The sequence below is a fragment of the Halalkalibacter hemicellulosilyticusJCM 9152 genome, from assembly GCF_000513115.1.
Lineage (GTDB): Bacteria > Bacillota > Bacilli > Bacillales > Bacillaceae_D > Halalkalibacter > Halalkalibacter hemicellulosilyticus.
The window spans coordinates 42,112-55,753 of record NZ_BAUU01000014.1; the positions used below are offsets into that span (position 1 = coordinate 42,112).

At 37.5% G+C, this 13,642-nt stretch carries 20 protein-coding genes; 14 read left to right on the forward strand and 6 right to left on the reverse strand.

From position 1 onward, the window contains the following. Positions 1–20: 20 nt before the first annotated feature. Both JCM9152_RS21855 and lexA read right to left on the reverse strand, forming a co-directional pair. Positions 21–161, reverse strand: coding sequence for a YjcZ family sporulation protein (locus JCM9152_RS21855; RefSeq protein WP_081727981.1), 141 nt, complete (start codon positions 159–161; stop codon positions 21–23). A 150-nt stretch (positions 162–311) separates the two neighbouring features. Further along, positions 312–935, reverse strand: coding sequence for a transcriptional repressor LexA (lexA, locus tag JCM9152_RS10275; RefSeq protein ID WP_035343879.1), 624 nt, complete (start codon positions 933–935; stop codon positions 312–314). A gap of 152 nt (positions 936–1,087) precedes the next feature. Between lexA and JCM9152_RS10280 the strand changes: the two genes are divergently transcribed. From JCM9152_RS10280 to JCM9152_RS10310, 7 genes are all read left to right on the forward strand, one after another. Next, positions 1,088–1,285, forward strand: coding sequence for a hypothetical protein (locus JCM9152_RS10280; RefSeq protein ID WP_035343881.1), 198 nt, complete (start codon positions 1,088–1,090; stop codon positions 1,283–1,285). Further along, positions 1,282–1,926 (forward strand): YneB family resolvase-like protein, encoded by a 645-nt coding sequence (locus tag JCM9152_RS10285; protein WP_035343883.1) that lies wholly within the window; start codon positions 1,282–1,284, stop codon positions 1,924–1,926. The genes JCM9152_RS10280 and JCM9152_RS10285 overlap by 4 nt, the downstream gene beginning before the upstream one ends. Before the next feature lie 68 nt (positions 1,927–1,994). After that, positions 1,995–2,225 carry a DUF896 domain-containing protein gene (locus tag JCM9152_RS10290; RefSeq protein ID WP_035343885.1) on the forward strand — a complete coding sequence of 77 codons (231 nt, stop codon included), beginning with the start codon at positions 1,995–1,997 and terminating at the stop codon, positions 2,223–2,225. A 344-nt stretch (positions 2,226–2,569) separates the two neighbouring features. Then, positions 2,570–4,570, forward strand: coding sequence for a transketolase (gene tkt / locus JCM9152_RS10295; protein ID WP_035343887.1), 2,001 nt, complete (start codon positions 2,570–2,572; stop codon positions 4,568–4,570). Positions 4,571–4,976: 406 nt separating this feature from the next. Next, complete coding sequence (gene sirA / locus JCM9152_RS10300; protein WP_035343890.1) at positions 4,977–5,423, forward strand: sporulation inhibitor of replication protein SirA; 447 nt, start codon at positions 4,977–4,979, stop codon at positions 5,421–5,423. Positions 5,424–5,506: 83 nt separating this feature from the next. Then, positions 5,507–5,722 carry a YneF family protein gene (locus tag JCM9152_RS10305; RefSeq protein ID WP_035343892.1) on the forward strand — a complete coding sequence of 72 codons (216 nt, stop codon included), beginning with the start codon at positions 5,507–5,509 and terminating at the stop codon, positions 5,720–5,722. 84 nt (positions 5,723–5,806) lie between these two features. Beyond that, a complete protein-coding gene (locus tag JCM9152_RS10310; protein ID WP_035343894.1) occupies positions 5,807–6,304 on the forward strand; it encodes a CcdC family protein in 498 nt (165 codons plus the stop codon). Positions 6,305–6,366: 62 nt separating this feature from the next. Here JCM9152_RS10310 and JCM9152_RS10315 read toward each other — a convergent pair whose 3' ends face one another. After that, positions 6,367–6,801 (reverse strand): DUF2621 domain-containing protein, encoded by a 435-nt coding sequence (locus JCM9152_RS10315; RefSeq protein ID WP_035343896.1) that lies wholly within the window; start codon positions 6,799–6,801, stop codon positions 6,367–6,369. A gap of 117 nt (positions 6,802–6,918) precedes the next feature. Between JCM9152_RS10315 and JCM9152_RS10320 the strand changes: the two genes are divergently transcribed. From JCM9152_RS10320 to ykzS, 3 genes are all read left to right on the forward strand, one after another. Next, complete coding sequence (locus tag JCM9152_RS10320; RefSeq protein WP_035343898.1) at positions 6,919–7,347, forward strand: hypothetical protein; 429 nt, start codon at positions 6,919–6,921, stop codon at positions 7,345–7,347. Positions 7,348–7,422: 75 nt separating this feature from the next. After that, complete coding sequence (gene ald, locus JCM9152_RS10325) at positions 7,423–8,547, forward strand: alanine dehydrogenase (RefSeq protein ID WP_035343900.1); 1,125 nt, start codon at positions 7,423–7,425, stop codon at positions 8,545–8,547. A gap of 16 nt (positions 8,548–8,563) precedes the next feature. After that, on the forward strand, positions 8,564–8,758 hold the full coding sequence (gene ykzS, locus JCM9152_RS10330) for a protein YkzS (RefSeq protein ID WP_035343902.1): 195 nt from the start codon (positions 8,564–8,566) through the stop codon (positions 8,756–8,758). 53 nt (positions 8,759–8,811) lie between these two features. Here ykzS and JCM9152_RS22330 read toward each other — a convergent pair whose 3' ends face one another. Beyond that, entirely contained in the window at positions 8,812–8,895 is an 84-nt protein-coding gene (locus JCM9152_RS22330) for a YjcZ family sporulation protein (protein WP_035343904.1), read from the reverse strand. 208 nt (positions 8,896–9,103) lie between these two features. Here JCM9152_RS22330 and JCM9152_RS10340 point away from each other — a divergent pair, with 208 nt between their 5' ends. From JCM9152_RS10340 to JCM9152_RS10355, 4 genes are all read left to right on the forward strand, one after another. Then, entirely contained in the window at positions 9,104–10,189 is a 1,086-nt protein-coding gene (locus tag JCM9152_RS10340; protein ID WP_035343906.1) for a Gfo/Idh/MocA family protein, read from the forward strand. A gap of 1 nt (position 10,190) precedes the next feature. Then, a complete protein-coding gene (locus JCM9152_RS10345) occupies positions 10,191–11,036 on the forward strand; it encodes a sugar phosphate isomerase/epimerase family protein (protein ID WP_035343908.1) in 846 nt (281 codons plus the stop codon). A gap of 159 nt (positions 11,037–11,195) precedes the next feature. Further along, complete coding sequence (locus tag JCM9152_RS10350) at positions 11,196–12,101, forward strand: AEC family transporter (RefSeq protein WP_035343910.1); 906 nt, start codon at positions 11,196–11,198, stop codon at positions 12,099–12,101. Between the two features lie 26 nt (positions 12,102–12,127). After that, the gene (locus JCM9152_RS10355; RefSeq protein ID WP_035343912.1) at positions 12,128–12,751 is read left to right on the forward strand and encodes an SGNH/GDSL hydrolase family protein; all 624 of its coding nucleotides are present in this window, start codon (positions 12,128–12,130) and stop codon (positions 12,749–12,751) included. Between the two features lie 40 nt (positions 12,752–12,791). Here the strand turns inward: JCM9152_RS10355 and crcB are convergent, their stop codons facing one another. Together crcB and JCM9152_RS10365 are read right to left on the reverse strand one after the other, a co-directional pair. Then, entirely contained in the window at positions 12,792–13,172 is a 381-nt protein-coding gene (gene crcB, locus JCM9152_RS10360) for a fluoride efflux transporter CrcB (protein ID WP_035343914.1), read from the reverse strand. After that, positions 13,169–13,588: a fluoride efflux transporter FluC gene (locus JCM9152_RS10365; RefSeq protein WP_235715685.1), complete on the reverse strand. Its 420-nt coding sequence runs from the start codon at positions 13,586–13,588 to the stop codon at positions 13,169–13,171. Before JCM9152_RS10365 ends, crcB begins: the two co-directional genes overlap by 4 nt. Between the last annotated feature and the right edge of the window lie 54 nt (positions 13,589–13,642).

Genomic DNA, 13,642 nt, shown 5'->3' on the forward strand with positions numbered 1-13,642 from the left:
CTTTTTTTCGTGAGTGAGCATTATCGATACCAGCTTGCTCCAAGAATGATCAACAATATCACTAATACAACAATTAACGCAAAACCAAAACCGCTTCCACTTCCACAGCGTGGTGGTGGTGGACAACAGTAACCACCATACCATGGTCCATAGTAGCCCATAACTGACACCACCTTTCATAAGGTTATACTATACCTTATGTCAAATTGAGAAAAACGCACTGGGTAAACGTGGAATGCACATAAAATAGCAGTTATATCTTTATGTGTATGAGCATAACTATTTATTACGGTTGAGGACGAGCTTCGTAATTAATGGATGGTTCTAAATAAACCGACGACTTTCCCTAATACCGTACAATTCTTCAAAATAATTGGTTCCATAGTAGAGTTTTCAGGCTGTAAACGTATATAGTCCTTTTCTTTAAAAAATCTCTTTACAGTGGCTTCGTCGTCTTCTGTCATTGCGACGATAATGTCACCATTATTAGCAGATTGTTGTTGACGAACAATGACCATATCACCATCATAAATGCCCGCTTCAATCATACTTTCACCAACAATAGAAAGTGCATACATATTATCATTTGACGTTAAATGTTCTGGAAGAGGAATATAATCCTCGACATTTTCAACCGCTGTAATTGGGAGCCCGGCGGTGACCTTACCAATAACAGGCACGTAATTTGTCGTACGATCTTTCACGATAGCATCATGATGGTCTAGGTTTAGAATTTCGATCGCTCTTGGTTTTGTTGGATCTCGGCGGATAATTCCTTTTTTCTCTAGACGCGATAGATGTCCGTGTACTGTGGAACTCGATGCAAGGCCGACAGCTTCACCGATTTCACGTACAGAAGGTGGATAGCCTTTCTTTTTTACTTCTACTTTAATGAAATCTAATATTTCTTGTTGTCGTTTTGATAGTTTTGACAATAATCGCACCTCATTTCTTCAAACTTTAATAGCTAAATTGTACCATGCGAACATATGTAATGCAAACATTAGTTCTAAAATGCGTTGACAAAAACAAATGTTCGCATTATGATAATTACACGAACAAACATTCCTATTAGAGGTGATTCACTATGTTATCTGTAAAACGTCTATCAAAACAAGAGTGGTTTATTGTGATTTGCGGGATTGTCGCATTATTATTTATGTACACATCGATTATTATTCCTTCATCCTCTAACTCTATTGATGGAAATGAAGAAAAGCATGTATTGGAGGATCAATATGAGCAACATGAATATCTCGTTTTAAGTGAGGATGAAAATGAGTGAAGCGTGCCGTTATTTATTGTCGTGTAAGTACAAATAAGAAGGAACAGGAGACGTCATTAGAAAGACAGGCTGCCGAATTAAGTTTATTTGCAAAGGAAAATGGTTTTGATGTTAGTGAAGTCGTTTCTGAAAAAGCGAGTGGGTTTCATGTAGATCGAGAAGGCATATTACATATTCTTGATTTAGTGGAGAAGAGTGAGATGAACATCCTTTTAGTTCAAGATGATACACGATTAGGAAGGGGTCATGCTAAAACAGCATTGTTACATCATTTCAGAAAACGAGAAATTGCCATTTTTACGTTACAAGATCAAGGGGCTATATCATTATCAGAAGCAGATGAAATGGTTTTGGATATTCTATCTATAGTGGAAGAATATCAAAGGAAATTACACAATAGTAAGATTAAGCGTGGGATGAGAAAAGCGGTTGAAAACGGCTATATGCCTGAACGGAATTTGAAAAATCGTATACATGGGGGAAGGTCAAAAAAGGAAGTACCTATTGAGGAAATTATCCGATTGCGAGAAAGAAAATTAACGTTCCACGATATAGCAATTACATTGAAAGGTCTTGGCTATGATGTGTCTAAAGCAACGATCAATCGCCGCTATCAGGAGTGGGAACGTAAGCAACCATAAGCAAACCTCTTGAAAGTATGTCAATCATTCGTGTAAAGTAATAGAAGTAGTAAAAAGGAGTGTTTGACATGCTTTCAAGTAAGCAAATTGAACGGATTAATGAGTTAGCAAAGAAGAGTAAGACAATAGGTTTAACAGATAAGGAAGCGAAGGAGCAAAAGCGGTTAAGAGAAGCGTATATAAAAACGTTCCGTCAGTCATTTAAGCAGCAATTACATCAAGTAAAAGTTGTTGATGAAGAAGGAAATGATGTTACTCCAAAAGCATTAAAAGATAGTAAAAAGAATTCATTGCATTAAATGATAAACATAGCAAAGTATGCGTGCACTTGGTCATTAAAATGGTAGTTTGTCCATTTTAATGACCTTTTAGTTGTTCGATTCAACTATTTTCCTGATCTCGCCAACAAATAAGTTTTTTATGGTGAGATATTTAATTTATAGCTTGTATGAACTCGTTAAATTCAATTATGCTACTTAAATAAGATATAATTGAATATTGTTTTGTATAAATGTTAATATATTAATATAAAGCGTTGTCTTTTTCCACTTTAGATGAATAATGCTTGTGAAAATGTTGCAGAAAGTATATCATGATAGACGTGAGTGAGTATTCTGTAAATTTAGGAAGGTAGGTAAAAAAAATGTCAAGACAAACGGAACAATTAGCAATTAATACGATTCGTACATTATCAATTGACAGTATTGAAAAGGCAAATTCAGGTCACCCAGGAATGCCGATGGGGGCTGCTCCAATGGCATTTAGTCTTTGGACGAAATTTATGAATCATAACCCATCCAATCCATCTTGGTCTAATCGTGATCGCTTTGTATTATCAGCAGGCCATGGGTCGATGTTGTTGTATAGTATGTTACATTTAGCTGGTTATGATGTTTCTTTAAATGATTTAAAGGAGTTCCGTCAGTGGGGAAGTAAGACACCAGGACACCCAGAATTCGGACATACTCCTGGTGTAGAAGCAACAACTGGACCGCTTGGTCAAGGAATTGCTATGGCAGTTGGGATGGCAATGGCAGAGCGTCATTTAGCAGACACATATAATAAAGATGATTATACAATCGTTGATCATTTTACATATTCGATTTGTGGCGATGGAGATCTAATGGAAGGTGTTTCAGCAGAGGCAGCTTCACTTGCAGGTCACTTGAAATTAGGCAGACTCATTGTATTATATGATTCAAACGATATTTCACTTGACGGGGATTTGCATTTATCGTTTTCTGAGAGTGTAGAAGATCGTTATAAGGCTTATGGATGGCAAGTGATTCGTGTTGAGGATGGGACAGACCTAGATGAAATTAATCGTGCTATTGAAGAAGCGCAGCAAGATGAGCGACCAACATTAATTGAAGTAAAGACGACAATTGGTTTTGGTTCACCAAATAAATCTGGTAAATCTGCTTCTCATGGAGCTCCACTTGGTAAAGAAGAAATCGCTTTAACAAAAGCTGCGTATGAATGGACATTTGAAGAAGATTTCCATATTCCTGAAGAAGTTAAGGATTTCTTTGCATCTAAAAAGGCTGAAGGTGAACAGAAAGAACAAGAATGGAATACGTTATTTGCTGAATATAAGCAATCGTACCCGGAGCTTGCTGAGCAATTTGAGCTAGCGCAAAAAGGTGAGCTACCTAAAGGATGGGATGCAGACCTTCCAGTATATGAAGAGGGGTCAAGCTTAGCAACTCGTGCATCATCAGGGGAAGTACTAAATGCTATTGCGAAAAAGGTTCCTAACCTTTTTGGTGGTTCTGCTGATTTAGCAGGTTCAAACAAGACGTATATGAAAGATCTAGGCGATTATTCTCGAAATAACTATGCTGGACGTAATATCTGGTTTGGTGTTCGTGAATTTGCAATGGGTTGTGCTGTTAATGGAATGGCATTACACGGTGGAGTGAAGGCATTTGGTGCAACGTTCTTCGTTTTCTCTGACTATTTACGTCCTGCGATTCGTCTTGCTTCTTTAATGAAGCTTCCAGTTGTGTTTGTCTTTACTCATGATAGTATTGCAGTAGGTGAAGATGGACCGACACACGAACCAGTTGAGCAATTAGCCTCTTTACGAGCAATGCCAGGGCTTTCAATTGTACGTCCAGGAGACGGGAATGAAACAGTAGCTGCATGGAAAGTAGCAATGGAAAGTACAGATACGCCAACTGCACTCGTTTTAACTCGTCAAAATTTAAAAACATTAGCTAGTACGAAAGAGCTTGCTTATCAAGGTGTGAAGAAAGGTGCCTATGTCGCTTCAAAATCTTCACAAGCAGAAGTTGATGCTCTATTACTTGCTTCAGGTTCAGAGGTTCCTTTAGCAGTTGAAGCACAAGAAGTATTAGAAAAAGAAGGCATTCATGTGAATGTTGTAAGTATGCCAAGCTGGGATCGCTTTGAAAAGCAGTCTCAATCTTATAAAGATGAAGTGCTTCCTCCAAATGTGAAGGCACGTCTTGGATTAGAAATGGGATCTTCATTAGGATGGGCGAAATATGTAGGTGACCATGGTGATGTGATTGCGATAGATCAATTTGGAGCATCTGCACCTGGAGAAAAGATCATGAAAGAATACGGCTTTACTGTAGAAAATGTAGTAGCTAAATTGAAAGTATTATTACAAAAATAAGAAGTGCTTGAAGAGGTTTGGACATAACTAGCTTCTAATCGTGAGAAAGGTGAATTTGAGTGTGCTCAAATTCACCTTTCTCTATTTTGTGTATAAACTCTTTGGCACCTCCCCGCAGAAAGCGAGGAGGCCACTGAAAGGTTCTTTCTAGTAACTTAAGGAAGAGTAATGGCTGTAGCGCAATGAAACGAACCTGTAACGGCTACATATTTCTGTCAAAATAATGCTTAAGAAACCCCAAAAAATTTCACCGGTTTTTCATTTAAAAGGAGGATTTTGTCCTTTTAAGTTAAGTAAAAAGCTTACTCTTCGACAAAACTAGTGGTCCTCTGCTCCGAGTTCAGACAACTATTTTATCTCCTATCTCGTATACTGAAGGAAACAATAACGAGAGGGTGTCCATGAAATGAGACAATATGAACTGTATATTTTCGAAGAAAGTGTTGCTCACCAGTATTATGGACAAGAATCAAAATTGTTTTATCTGTTTCTTGACTATGAAAAGGCTTCGCCAATTAAAAAAGAAGTGATTCGAAAACAAATCGAGTATATTACAAAACCGATACCGACTTTGTTTGTTCAGCAAAAAATAAAGCAAGCCTTTAAACAGAATCAACAATATAAAAATCATAAGCAGACGAATGTCATTACGCTACATTCAGGAGCGCAAGCAGAGTTAGTTATAGACAGTCAATCGATTCACGTTACCGCGAACGGGACACCAGAGGTCGAAACGATGTTCTTTGAAGTATTGCGAAGCTGTGCACCTACCTTTTTTGCCTTTAGTATTGAAGAGTACCGATACGGTTGGTTGAAACCGATTCAACAATTAAAACGTTCTCAACCTTTATAAGTTTTTTTGATAAAGCCTTTTAAATCGAGAGTCATTAAGATATAATAGGTAAGGTATTTAGCAAGAAGGAGGACGTTGTACGCATGATTTGGCATATCCTTGGATATACACTTGCTGTAGTAGCAGGTATTGCAATTGGGTTTTTCATTGCACGTAAGACAATGATGTCATATTTAAAGAAAAATCCACCTATTAATGAGCAAATGCTTCGAGTGATGATGATGCAAATGGGGCAAAATCCATCGCAAAAGAAAATTAATCAGATGATGAAAGCAATGCAAAAGCAGCAAACGAAATAACAATGGACGAGCACCTCCCAAATAGAGGTGTTTTTCTACTTAATGTAGGGTAGTAGATGTTAGGCTTGAAATGAGGTGAACGCCATGAATGATCTATATATATGGATGACAACGCTTGGTGCAATGGGAATGGCTGCGATGGCGATCGTTATCCGCTTAAAGGCAATAAAACGTCCAGCGACGATAAAAAAAATAATTCTACCTCCGTTGTTTATGTCGACAGGTTTTTTTATGTTTTTATACGAGCCGGCTCGTCCTGACCTCCTACAGGTCATTGAGGCATTAGCAGTCGGGATGATCTTTTCAATTTTACTCATTAAAACATCAACGTTTGAAATCCGAAACAAGCAAATTTACTTAAAGCGTTCAAAAGCATTTGTTTTTATTTTAATTGGACTATTACTTTTGCGAATTCTTTTTAAGTTAGTCATAGGTGACTCGATCCATGTCGAAGAGCTAGCAGGTATGTTCTTTTTACTAGCATATGGCATGATTGTTCCTTGGAGGATTGCAATGCTAGTGAAATACAGGAAAATGGAGAGAGAGTTAGATGGAAAATCTTTGGTAGCAGCTCAAACATAAATAAATCTTATAATGCCAAACACCATTTCACAGCGAAATGGTGTTTGGCATTATTTCTGTGATCAGGAGCTTTCTAATAATTCTTTGTACGGTGTCATATCAATCTTACGCTCCTTTAATTTCTTGATAAGAAACTTATGGTCTCGTTTTGGTGTGGCGATTATGTAACCTTTAATAATGTAGTCTTCGGTTAATTCGTCAATTTGATCTTTTAGAGCTAATTCTCCAATTTTCCCTGCAATCTTTCCTTTTGCCACATCGCGGAATAATTCAGGCACAGGCTCTACTAAATCATTTAATAATTCCTTCTGTTCGTCATTCCATAAATGGAGTGTTTGTTCGATATAATAGTCTTGCCAGTCTAATATTGACTTTCCATCTTCTTTCGGCAAACGTTTCAGGAACTTCCGAAACATGAAGTACCCGCCAATAAACATAATGGTTATTAAAAAGACAGTCCAACCAACAATAAACCACATGAATCCTTCATTAGGCATCTTATTCACCTCAACTTATCTTCCATCCTATCCTACCATATAATTGATATTCATTGCGACTGAATCCTGTTCGATTCCGTGAATATTTGATATGATGAGTATCTGGGGGGAAGAGTAATGTTAGAGATCATTTTTTATGGAATTCATTTAGTTTTTTCCTTATTTTTCTTTTTATTAATTCCGTTTGTTTGGCTTATTAAAGGAAGTGTAATAGAAGGTAATGTACTAAATTTACAAAGACTGTTACGTTTTTATAAGCCGATCTTATTTATGGCGCATATCGGTGTTATTGTTTCATTATTGACGGGTATGTACTTAGCTACTAGCTGGTTTAATCTTTGGTTCTTGGCTGTATTCGTTGTATGGCTTGTATTAAGTGCTTATTTAGGGATAACAGCAAAATATGTTAGGCTTGTTCTAGAACAGATCGAACAGCACTCGGCTTTGAAATCTAGTAATATCGTTAGTAAGTTAAGACGAGCTAGCCTTATCTTGATGATGATGACGGTTCTTATGTTTGCTTTGAAGCTATTGCGCTATGTTTAATTCTCGATATGTACAATAATTATGTCATGATCGTTCATACTATATAAGAAGAAAAATTGTATAGGAGGGTGACAAATGATTATTGGAGTTCCTCGAGAGGTGAAAAATAATGAGAATCGTGTGGCAATGACACCAGCCAGTGTCTCTACCTTAGTTCAATTAGGTCACTGTGTTTTGGTAGAACAAGGGGCAGGTGAGGGAAGTGGTTTTTTTGATCAATATTATGTAGATGTTGGAGCAGAAATAATCAATGAAGCAGAGGTAGTTTGGAGACGAGCTGAGATGATCGTTAAAGTTAAAGAACCTCTCCCTTCTGAATATCAATACTTCCGTCAAGGTCTTATTTTATTTACATATTTACATTTGGCAGCAGTTCGTGAATTGGCAGAAGCTTTAATGAAAAGTGGCGTCATTGCGATTGCATACGAAACGGTTCAAATGGGAAATACACTTCCTTTATTAACGCCAATGAGTGAAGTAGCTGGCCGGATGGCAACACAAGTAGGCGCACAGTTTCTAGAGAAACCTAAAGGTGGAACAGGCATTTTACTCTCTGGCGTCCCTGGTGTAAGTAGAGGGACTGTAACGGTTATTGGAGGCGGAATTGTAGGGACAAATGCAGCGAAAATAGCTATTGGATTAGGTGCAAATGTGACGATTATTGACTTGAATCCGAATCGGTTAAGAGAATTAGATGATTTATTTGGTTACCAAGTTCAAACAATGATGTCTAATCCATTAAATATAGCAGAGTATGTCGCTAAGTCTGATTTAGTTATTGGTGCTGTGCTAATACCAGGAGCTAAAGCACCGAAACTCGTCAGTGAAGAGATAATTAAAGCGATGAGAAGTGGTTCAGTCATTGTCGATGTTGCTATTGATCAAGGTGGAATATTTGAAACCATTGATAAGGTTACAACTCATGATCAACCAACCTATACGAAACATGGGGTTGTTCATTATGCAGTAGCCAATATGCCTGGAGCTGTTCCAAGAACATCAACGATTGCCTTGACGAATGTAACACTCCCTTACATTTTACAAATTGCAAAACTAGGAATAAAAGAGGCTATGCTACGTAACGGTGCACTATTATTAGGTTTAAACGTAGCTGGTGGAAGCATTACCTACAAGGCCGTAGCAGATGATTTGCAGCTTGCATATAAGGCGGCTGAAGAAACATTGGATTCACTTTCTTGAAGAAATGGGGATGAACATGGAAGAAAATGAGGCTAAAGTTATTTTGGAGCAATTACGTACTAAAGAATTAACCCAATATCGGGTTAAGCGCGAAGATTTCCTACAATTTCGTGAAGTATTAGTTAAGCAGGAAGATGCGATTAACTTTCGAGGAAATGCTCAGCATGAAGGAGAAACGATTTACACATATGAGCCAAATTGGACTAAATAAATAGTAAAAGGGATGAACATATAACGCTCATCCCTCATTTATTGTTGAAGATCCTAACAAATATAAGCTGCTCCAACAATAACAAGTAAAATGAACAATACGACTAGTAGCGCAAATCCACCGCCATAATGACTCATGTTATTAGCCTCCTTTAACTTGATTTCAGTATCAATATATGTAGTTAAGGTAAAGGGTGATTGGGTGTTCGTGGAGAAAATGGAGAAGAAATCATTTGCAGAAAATAAAATGTATCGGTAATTATTGTAAAAAAGAGATGTTAAAAAATTAGCGAGACTTCTTTCTAGGTTCATATTAAAATAAGTAGTAGAATGATATAAGGAGGTAATTAAAATGACAACTAAATTAACAGTAGGCGTAATAGGAGCAGGGAATATCGGGAATGTTCACTTACGCGTATTCGATCGACTTAAGCAAGAGGTTGAATTGAAAGCGATTACTGATGTCTTTCTCCCGATGGCTCAATCTAGAGCTGAGGAGTATGGGATTGAGCGGGTGTATGAAACAGCAGACGAATTAATTGCCGATGAGGAATTAGACGCAATCATTGTGGCCGTTCCAAATAAATATCATGCTCCCCTTGCAATCCAGGCATTAAAAGCAGGGAAGCATGTCATGTTAGAGAAGCCAATGGCAATTAATGAACGTGATGCAAAAGAAATCTTACTTACTCAACGGCAAACTGGTAAAGTACTCATGATTCCTCACCAAATGAGATGGGAATCTATTGCCCTACAAGTGAAGGATCAAATTAATCGTGGTGAACTGGGATCGATCTACCATGCGAAAGCAGGCTGGTTTAGACGTAAAGGAATACCAGGGTGGGGAACGTGGTTCACACAGAAAAACGAGTCCGGTGGAGGCCCACTTATTGACATCGGTGTGCATTTATTAGATTTGTCTTTGTATTTGATGGGCAATCCTAAACCGGTTTCGGTATTCGGTTCGACCTATGCTGAGTTCGGACCAAAAAAGAAAGGAATTGGTACATGGGGGAAACCAAATTGGGATGGGACATATGATGTAGAGGATTTAGCATCTGCCTTTATTAAAATGGAGGACGGTAGTACACTCACATTGGATGTAAGTTGGGCTGTTCATATGGATACAGATAGCCAACCATTTGTTCATGTATTAGGAAGTGAAGGGGGCGCATCGATTCGAGGGAATAAAGGTAAGTTTCTAACTGAAAGGTTTGACGAGACAATTGAAGTTGATTTAGAGGCAGTGGAAGAAGAAGAAGGGGATCGACTTCGTTTAAGTCAACATTTTGTTGAATGTATTCGTGAAGGAAAAGAGCCAATTTCAAACGCTTTAACAGGCTATACGAATAATTTAATTTTAAGTGCAATTTATGAGTCTTCTCAAACCGGACGTGAAGTGCAATTAAATTGGGATATTGAAGGTGAATAATATGTTAAAAGGAGTCTCCAATGCCGGTTTAGGCGATGTTGGAACAATTGAAGAATTCATTGTAAACGCGTCTAAGTATGGTTTTGAATCAGTTGATACGAGTGGAAATGAGCTCGTTCATTGGGTGGAAGAAATTGGATTGGAGGAAGCACAAGCGTTTTTAAGAAAGTATAACATTCAAATCGGAGCAATTGGCTTATCAGTTGAGTGGAGACGTGAGGAAGAGGAGTTTAAAACAGGTTTATCGTCATTTATTCGAGAAGCTGAAGTTGCGTCAGCCTTAGGCTGTCGCTTATGTGCAACGTATATATTACCGTCTACTGATTACCCACCAGCAGCATTTATGGCAAGAGCGGTTCGACGTTTTCGTACGTGTGCTGTTATCTTAAATGAGTACGACATGAAATTTGGATTAGAATTTGTCGGTCCTCATCATCTGCGTACTACGTGGAAATATCCATTTATTTGGACGATGTCTGAAACCATCGATTTAATAGAAGCAATAGGTAAGTCGAATGTGGGCTTGTTAATTGACGCTTATCATTGTTACACAACTGGGCTTGATTTTGCCGAATTAAATCAGCTTGATGTGAAAAAAATTGTCCATGTCCATATTAATGATGCAAAAAGTATTCCTGTATCGGAAGTGTTAGATCATGATCGTTTATACCCTGGAGAAGGGGTTATCAACCTTGTTAAATTATTAAAGCAACTTCAGTCTATTGGTTACCAAGGTTCTATAACGCAAGAAGTACTCACTCAAATACCTGAAGATCAAGAATCAGAACAGCTTTGGGTTAAGACATCCAACGCATATGATGCGTTATTTAAACAAATAGAATGCTAACATGAAAATCAAAGACCACTGAAAAAGGATAAATCAACTTTTTAAGTGGCCTTCAAAGAAAGAGGAGGCTTATGAATCAAATAGAGCCTCCGCTTTTTAGTGGGGAAATTTGATTGATAATAAACAACGTATTGAGTTACTTAGTTAGGGGTCCTTTGAATGAGTTTTTTGTTAATTGTGTTACCAGCTTTTTTAATATTTGCTGTTGGGTTTCTTGGACAAAAGGTGATTGGGTTTGATCCGAAACCGATATCTGTATTAGCGATTTATTTAATGTCACCGTTCCTAGCATTTCGTACCTTTTATATGAATCCTGTAACAATCAACTATTTTTATATTTTTGCCTTTTGTTTACTTCTTTGTCTTGGATTAATTGTTGTTTCCTTTGTTGCAGGAAAGATCATGAAATCAAGCGACTCTCAAGTATCAGCTTTTGTTCTTACTGGAGTATTTATGAATAGTGGGAATTATGGAGTACCTATTATATTGTTTGCTTATGGAACAATTGGATTTGATTATGCGGTTATCATGATGGTCATTCAATCTTTTTTAATGAGTACAATCGGATTATATTATGCAGCTAGAGGGAGCCACGAAGGAAATACGATGAAGCAAGCTTTTATTAAAGTTATACGTATGCCATTAATTTATGGTGCATTACTCGGCTTAGCATGCCAATTGCTGCAATTAAATATCCCGATTCAATTGTACCAATCCATTGATATGATTGCAGATGCAACGATACCTACGATCATGATTGTACTCGGTATGCAATTGGCGCTAATCAAACGTAAGCAAGTAGCTATGAAGGAATTGAGCTTCATCGTTTTGATGAGAACGATTATTTCACCTGTCGTTGCTTATGGAATTATTCTGTTATTGCAAATTGATCAACCATTAGCAAGTATACTAATTGTATTAGCTGCCATGCCGTCAGCAGCGAATACGACCATGTTTGCTTTACAATTTGACACAGAGCCGGACCTTGTTTCATTTAGTACATTAGTTACAACGGTATTAAGTATCGTGACCGTTCCGATTATGCTAATGATCGTAAGTATGTAGTCTTACAAATGAGGAGGAGGAGTAGAATGCAATTTAATAGTAAAGATCGTATTTTATTTATTGGTGACAGCATCACAGATTCAGGTCGGAAAGAGGACAATGAAATGCTTGGGTGGGGATATGTAAGGTTAATAAGGGATTATTTACATGTCACGAATCCTAATAAATCCCTTCAAGTTTTAAATAAAGGTGTAAGCGGAAATCGAATCTCGGATTTAGAGGCTCGATGGAAAGAAGATGTGATTGATCTAAAGCCTGATTACCTTTCTGTTTCAATAGGAGTTAATGATGTATGGCGACAGATTGATCACCCTGAAATGGAGCAAGTATTTCCTGACCGATATAAAGAAATTTATGTTAAAATCTTAACGGAAGTAAAAGAAAACACGAATGCGACGATCATCTTAATGGAGCCAACGATTATTGAAGAAGACCTACTAGCTGAAGGTAATCAACTGTTAAAAGCTTATGTTCAAGTTGTCCATGAAGTTGCTGAGGAGTTTGAAGCTATAGTCGTCCCTACTCATCAAGCGTTTGTTAGTTATTTAGAATCACAAAGTGAGATGCCATTAACGACAGATGGTGTACATATGAATTCATTAGGGGACATGCTAATGACGAAAGTGTGGATTGAGGCAGTCTTAGGATAAGGGTTTGAAGGCTGGGAAAGAAGTAAGATATACCCCAGCCTCAAAAACGAAATACGGTGAATCCAATTAGGAAAAAGAGAATGGAGCCGAAAATACTAAATGAAACATATAATACTAGTTCTTTCCATTTCTTTTGCTTATATAGTTGCATCGCTTCAACACTATAAGTAGAAAAGGTTGTAAAAGCACCAAAAAAACCGATTCCGATAAAGAGGTAATAAGGGTCTTCATAAGCCCCAATAGGTAGCTGACTAAAGTAAAATGAAAAGAAGAAACCAAGTCCAAAAGAGCCAATCGTATTCACACACAACATAGCAATAGGGATAGGCGGGTTCGGAAAACGCTCCATCATGTATAAACCTACTAAATAACGTGAAATAGCCCCTAAGGCGCCACTAATGGCTAATAAAATCAAGTTCATCCGCGCTTCACCTCATGCTTTTTTAATCGGATCGATTTACCGGAAATTCTTCTTGCTAATTCGAACCCGAGTAGGGCAAATAGGATACCACCTATCATTGAACCAAATATGTAAATAATTGCATCAAAACTAGAAAAAGTAGTAAATAAAAAGATCGCATCTCCTGCTAATGTCGACATCGTTGTAAAACCACCACACAAGCCAACACCTAACCCGAGTTTCACCCATTCCTTAGGAATAAAAAGTAAAAACCAAGCCGTTAAAAAACCTAATAGAAAGCTTCCGAATAGATTTTCAATAAGCGTTCCAAAAGGATAGCCTGTCTCCAATGTAAATAAGTTCAGTCCGTACCGACTTATAGTTCCAATTGCTGCTCCGACTCCGATTGCAACAACATTTGTCCATTGAACCTTCAATGTATACGTCCACCTTCCCATTAAGCCATCTAATATAGTTTAAATGAAATGTAA

Coding starts and splice junctions, on each gene's coding strand:
- JCM9152_RS21855 (WP_081727981.1), bottom strand. CDS start 161: ATGGGCTACTATGGACCATGGTATGGTGGTTACTGTTGTCCACCACCA.
- JCM9152_RS10280 (WP_035343881.1), top strand. CDS start 1,088: ATGTTATCTGTAAAACGTCTATCAAAACAAGAGTGGTTTATTGTGATT.
- JCM9152_RS10290 (WP_035343885.1), top strand. CDS start 1,995: ATGCTTTCAAGTAAGCAAATTGAACGGATTAATGAGTTAGCAAAGAAG.
- tkt (WP_035343887.1), top strand. CDS start 2,570: ATGTCAAGACAAACGGAACAATTAGCAATTAATACGATTCGTACATTA.
- sirA (WP_035343890.1), top strand. CDS start 4,977: ATGAGACAATATGAACTGTATATTTTCGAAGAAAGTGTTGCTCACCAG.
- JCM9152_RS10305 (WP_035343892.1), top strand. CDS start 5,507: ATGATTTGGCATATCCTTGGATATACACTTGCTGTAGTAGCAGGTATT.
- JCM9152_RS10310 (WP_035343894.1), top strand. CDS start 5,807: ATGAATGATCTATATATATGGATGACAACGCTTGGTGCAATGGGAATG.
- JCM9152_RS10315 (WP_035343896.1), bottom strand. CDS start 6,801: ATGCCTAATGAAGGATTCATGTGGTTTATTGTTGGTTGGACTGTCTTT.
- JCM9152_RS10320 (WP_035343898.1), top strand. CDS start 6,919: ATGTTAGAGATCATTTTTTATGGAATTCATTTAGTTTTTTCCTTATTT.
- ald (WP_035343900.1), top strand. CDS start 7,423: ATGATTATTGGAGTTCCTCGAGAGGTGAAAAATAATGAGAATCGTGTG.
- ykzS (WP_035343902.1), top strand. CDS start 8,564: ATGGAAGAAAATGAGGCTAAAGTTATTTTGGAGCAATTACGTACTAAA.
- JCM9152_RS22330 (WP_035343904.1), bottom strand. CDS start 8,895: ATGAGTCATTATGGCGGTGGATTTGCGCTACTAGTCGTATTGTTCATT.
- JCM9152_RS10345 (WP_035343908.1), top strand. CDS start 10,191: ATGTTAAAAGGAGTCTCCAATGCCGGTTTAGGCGATGTTGGAACAATT.
- JCM9152_RS10350 (WP_035343910.1), top strand. CDS start 11,196: ATGAGTTTTTTGTTAATTGTGTTACCAGCTTTTTTAATATTTGCTGTT.
- JCM9152_RS10355 (WP_035343912.1), top strand. CDS start 12,128: ATGCAATTTAATAGTAAAGATCGTATTTTATTTATTGGTGACAGCATC.
- crcB (WP_035343914.1), bottom strand. CDS start 13,172: ATGAACTTGATTTTATTAGCCATTAGTGGCGCCTTAGGGGCTATTTCA.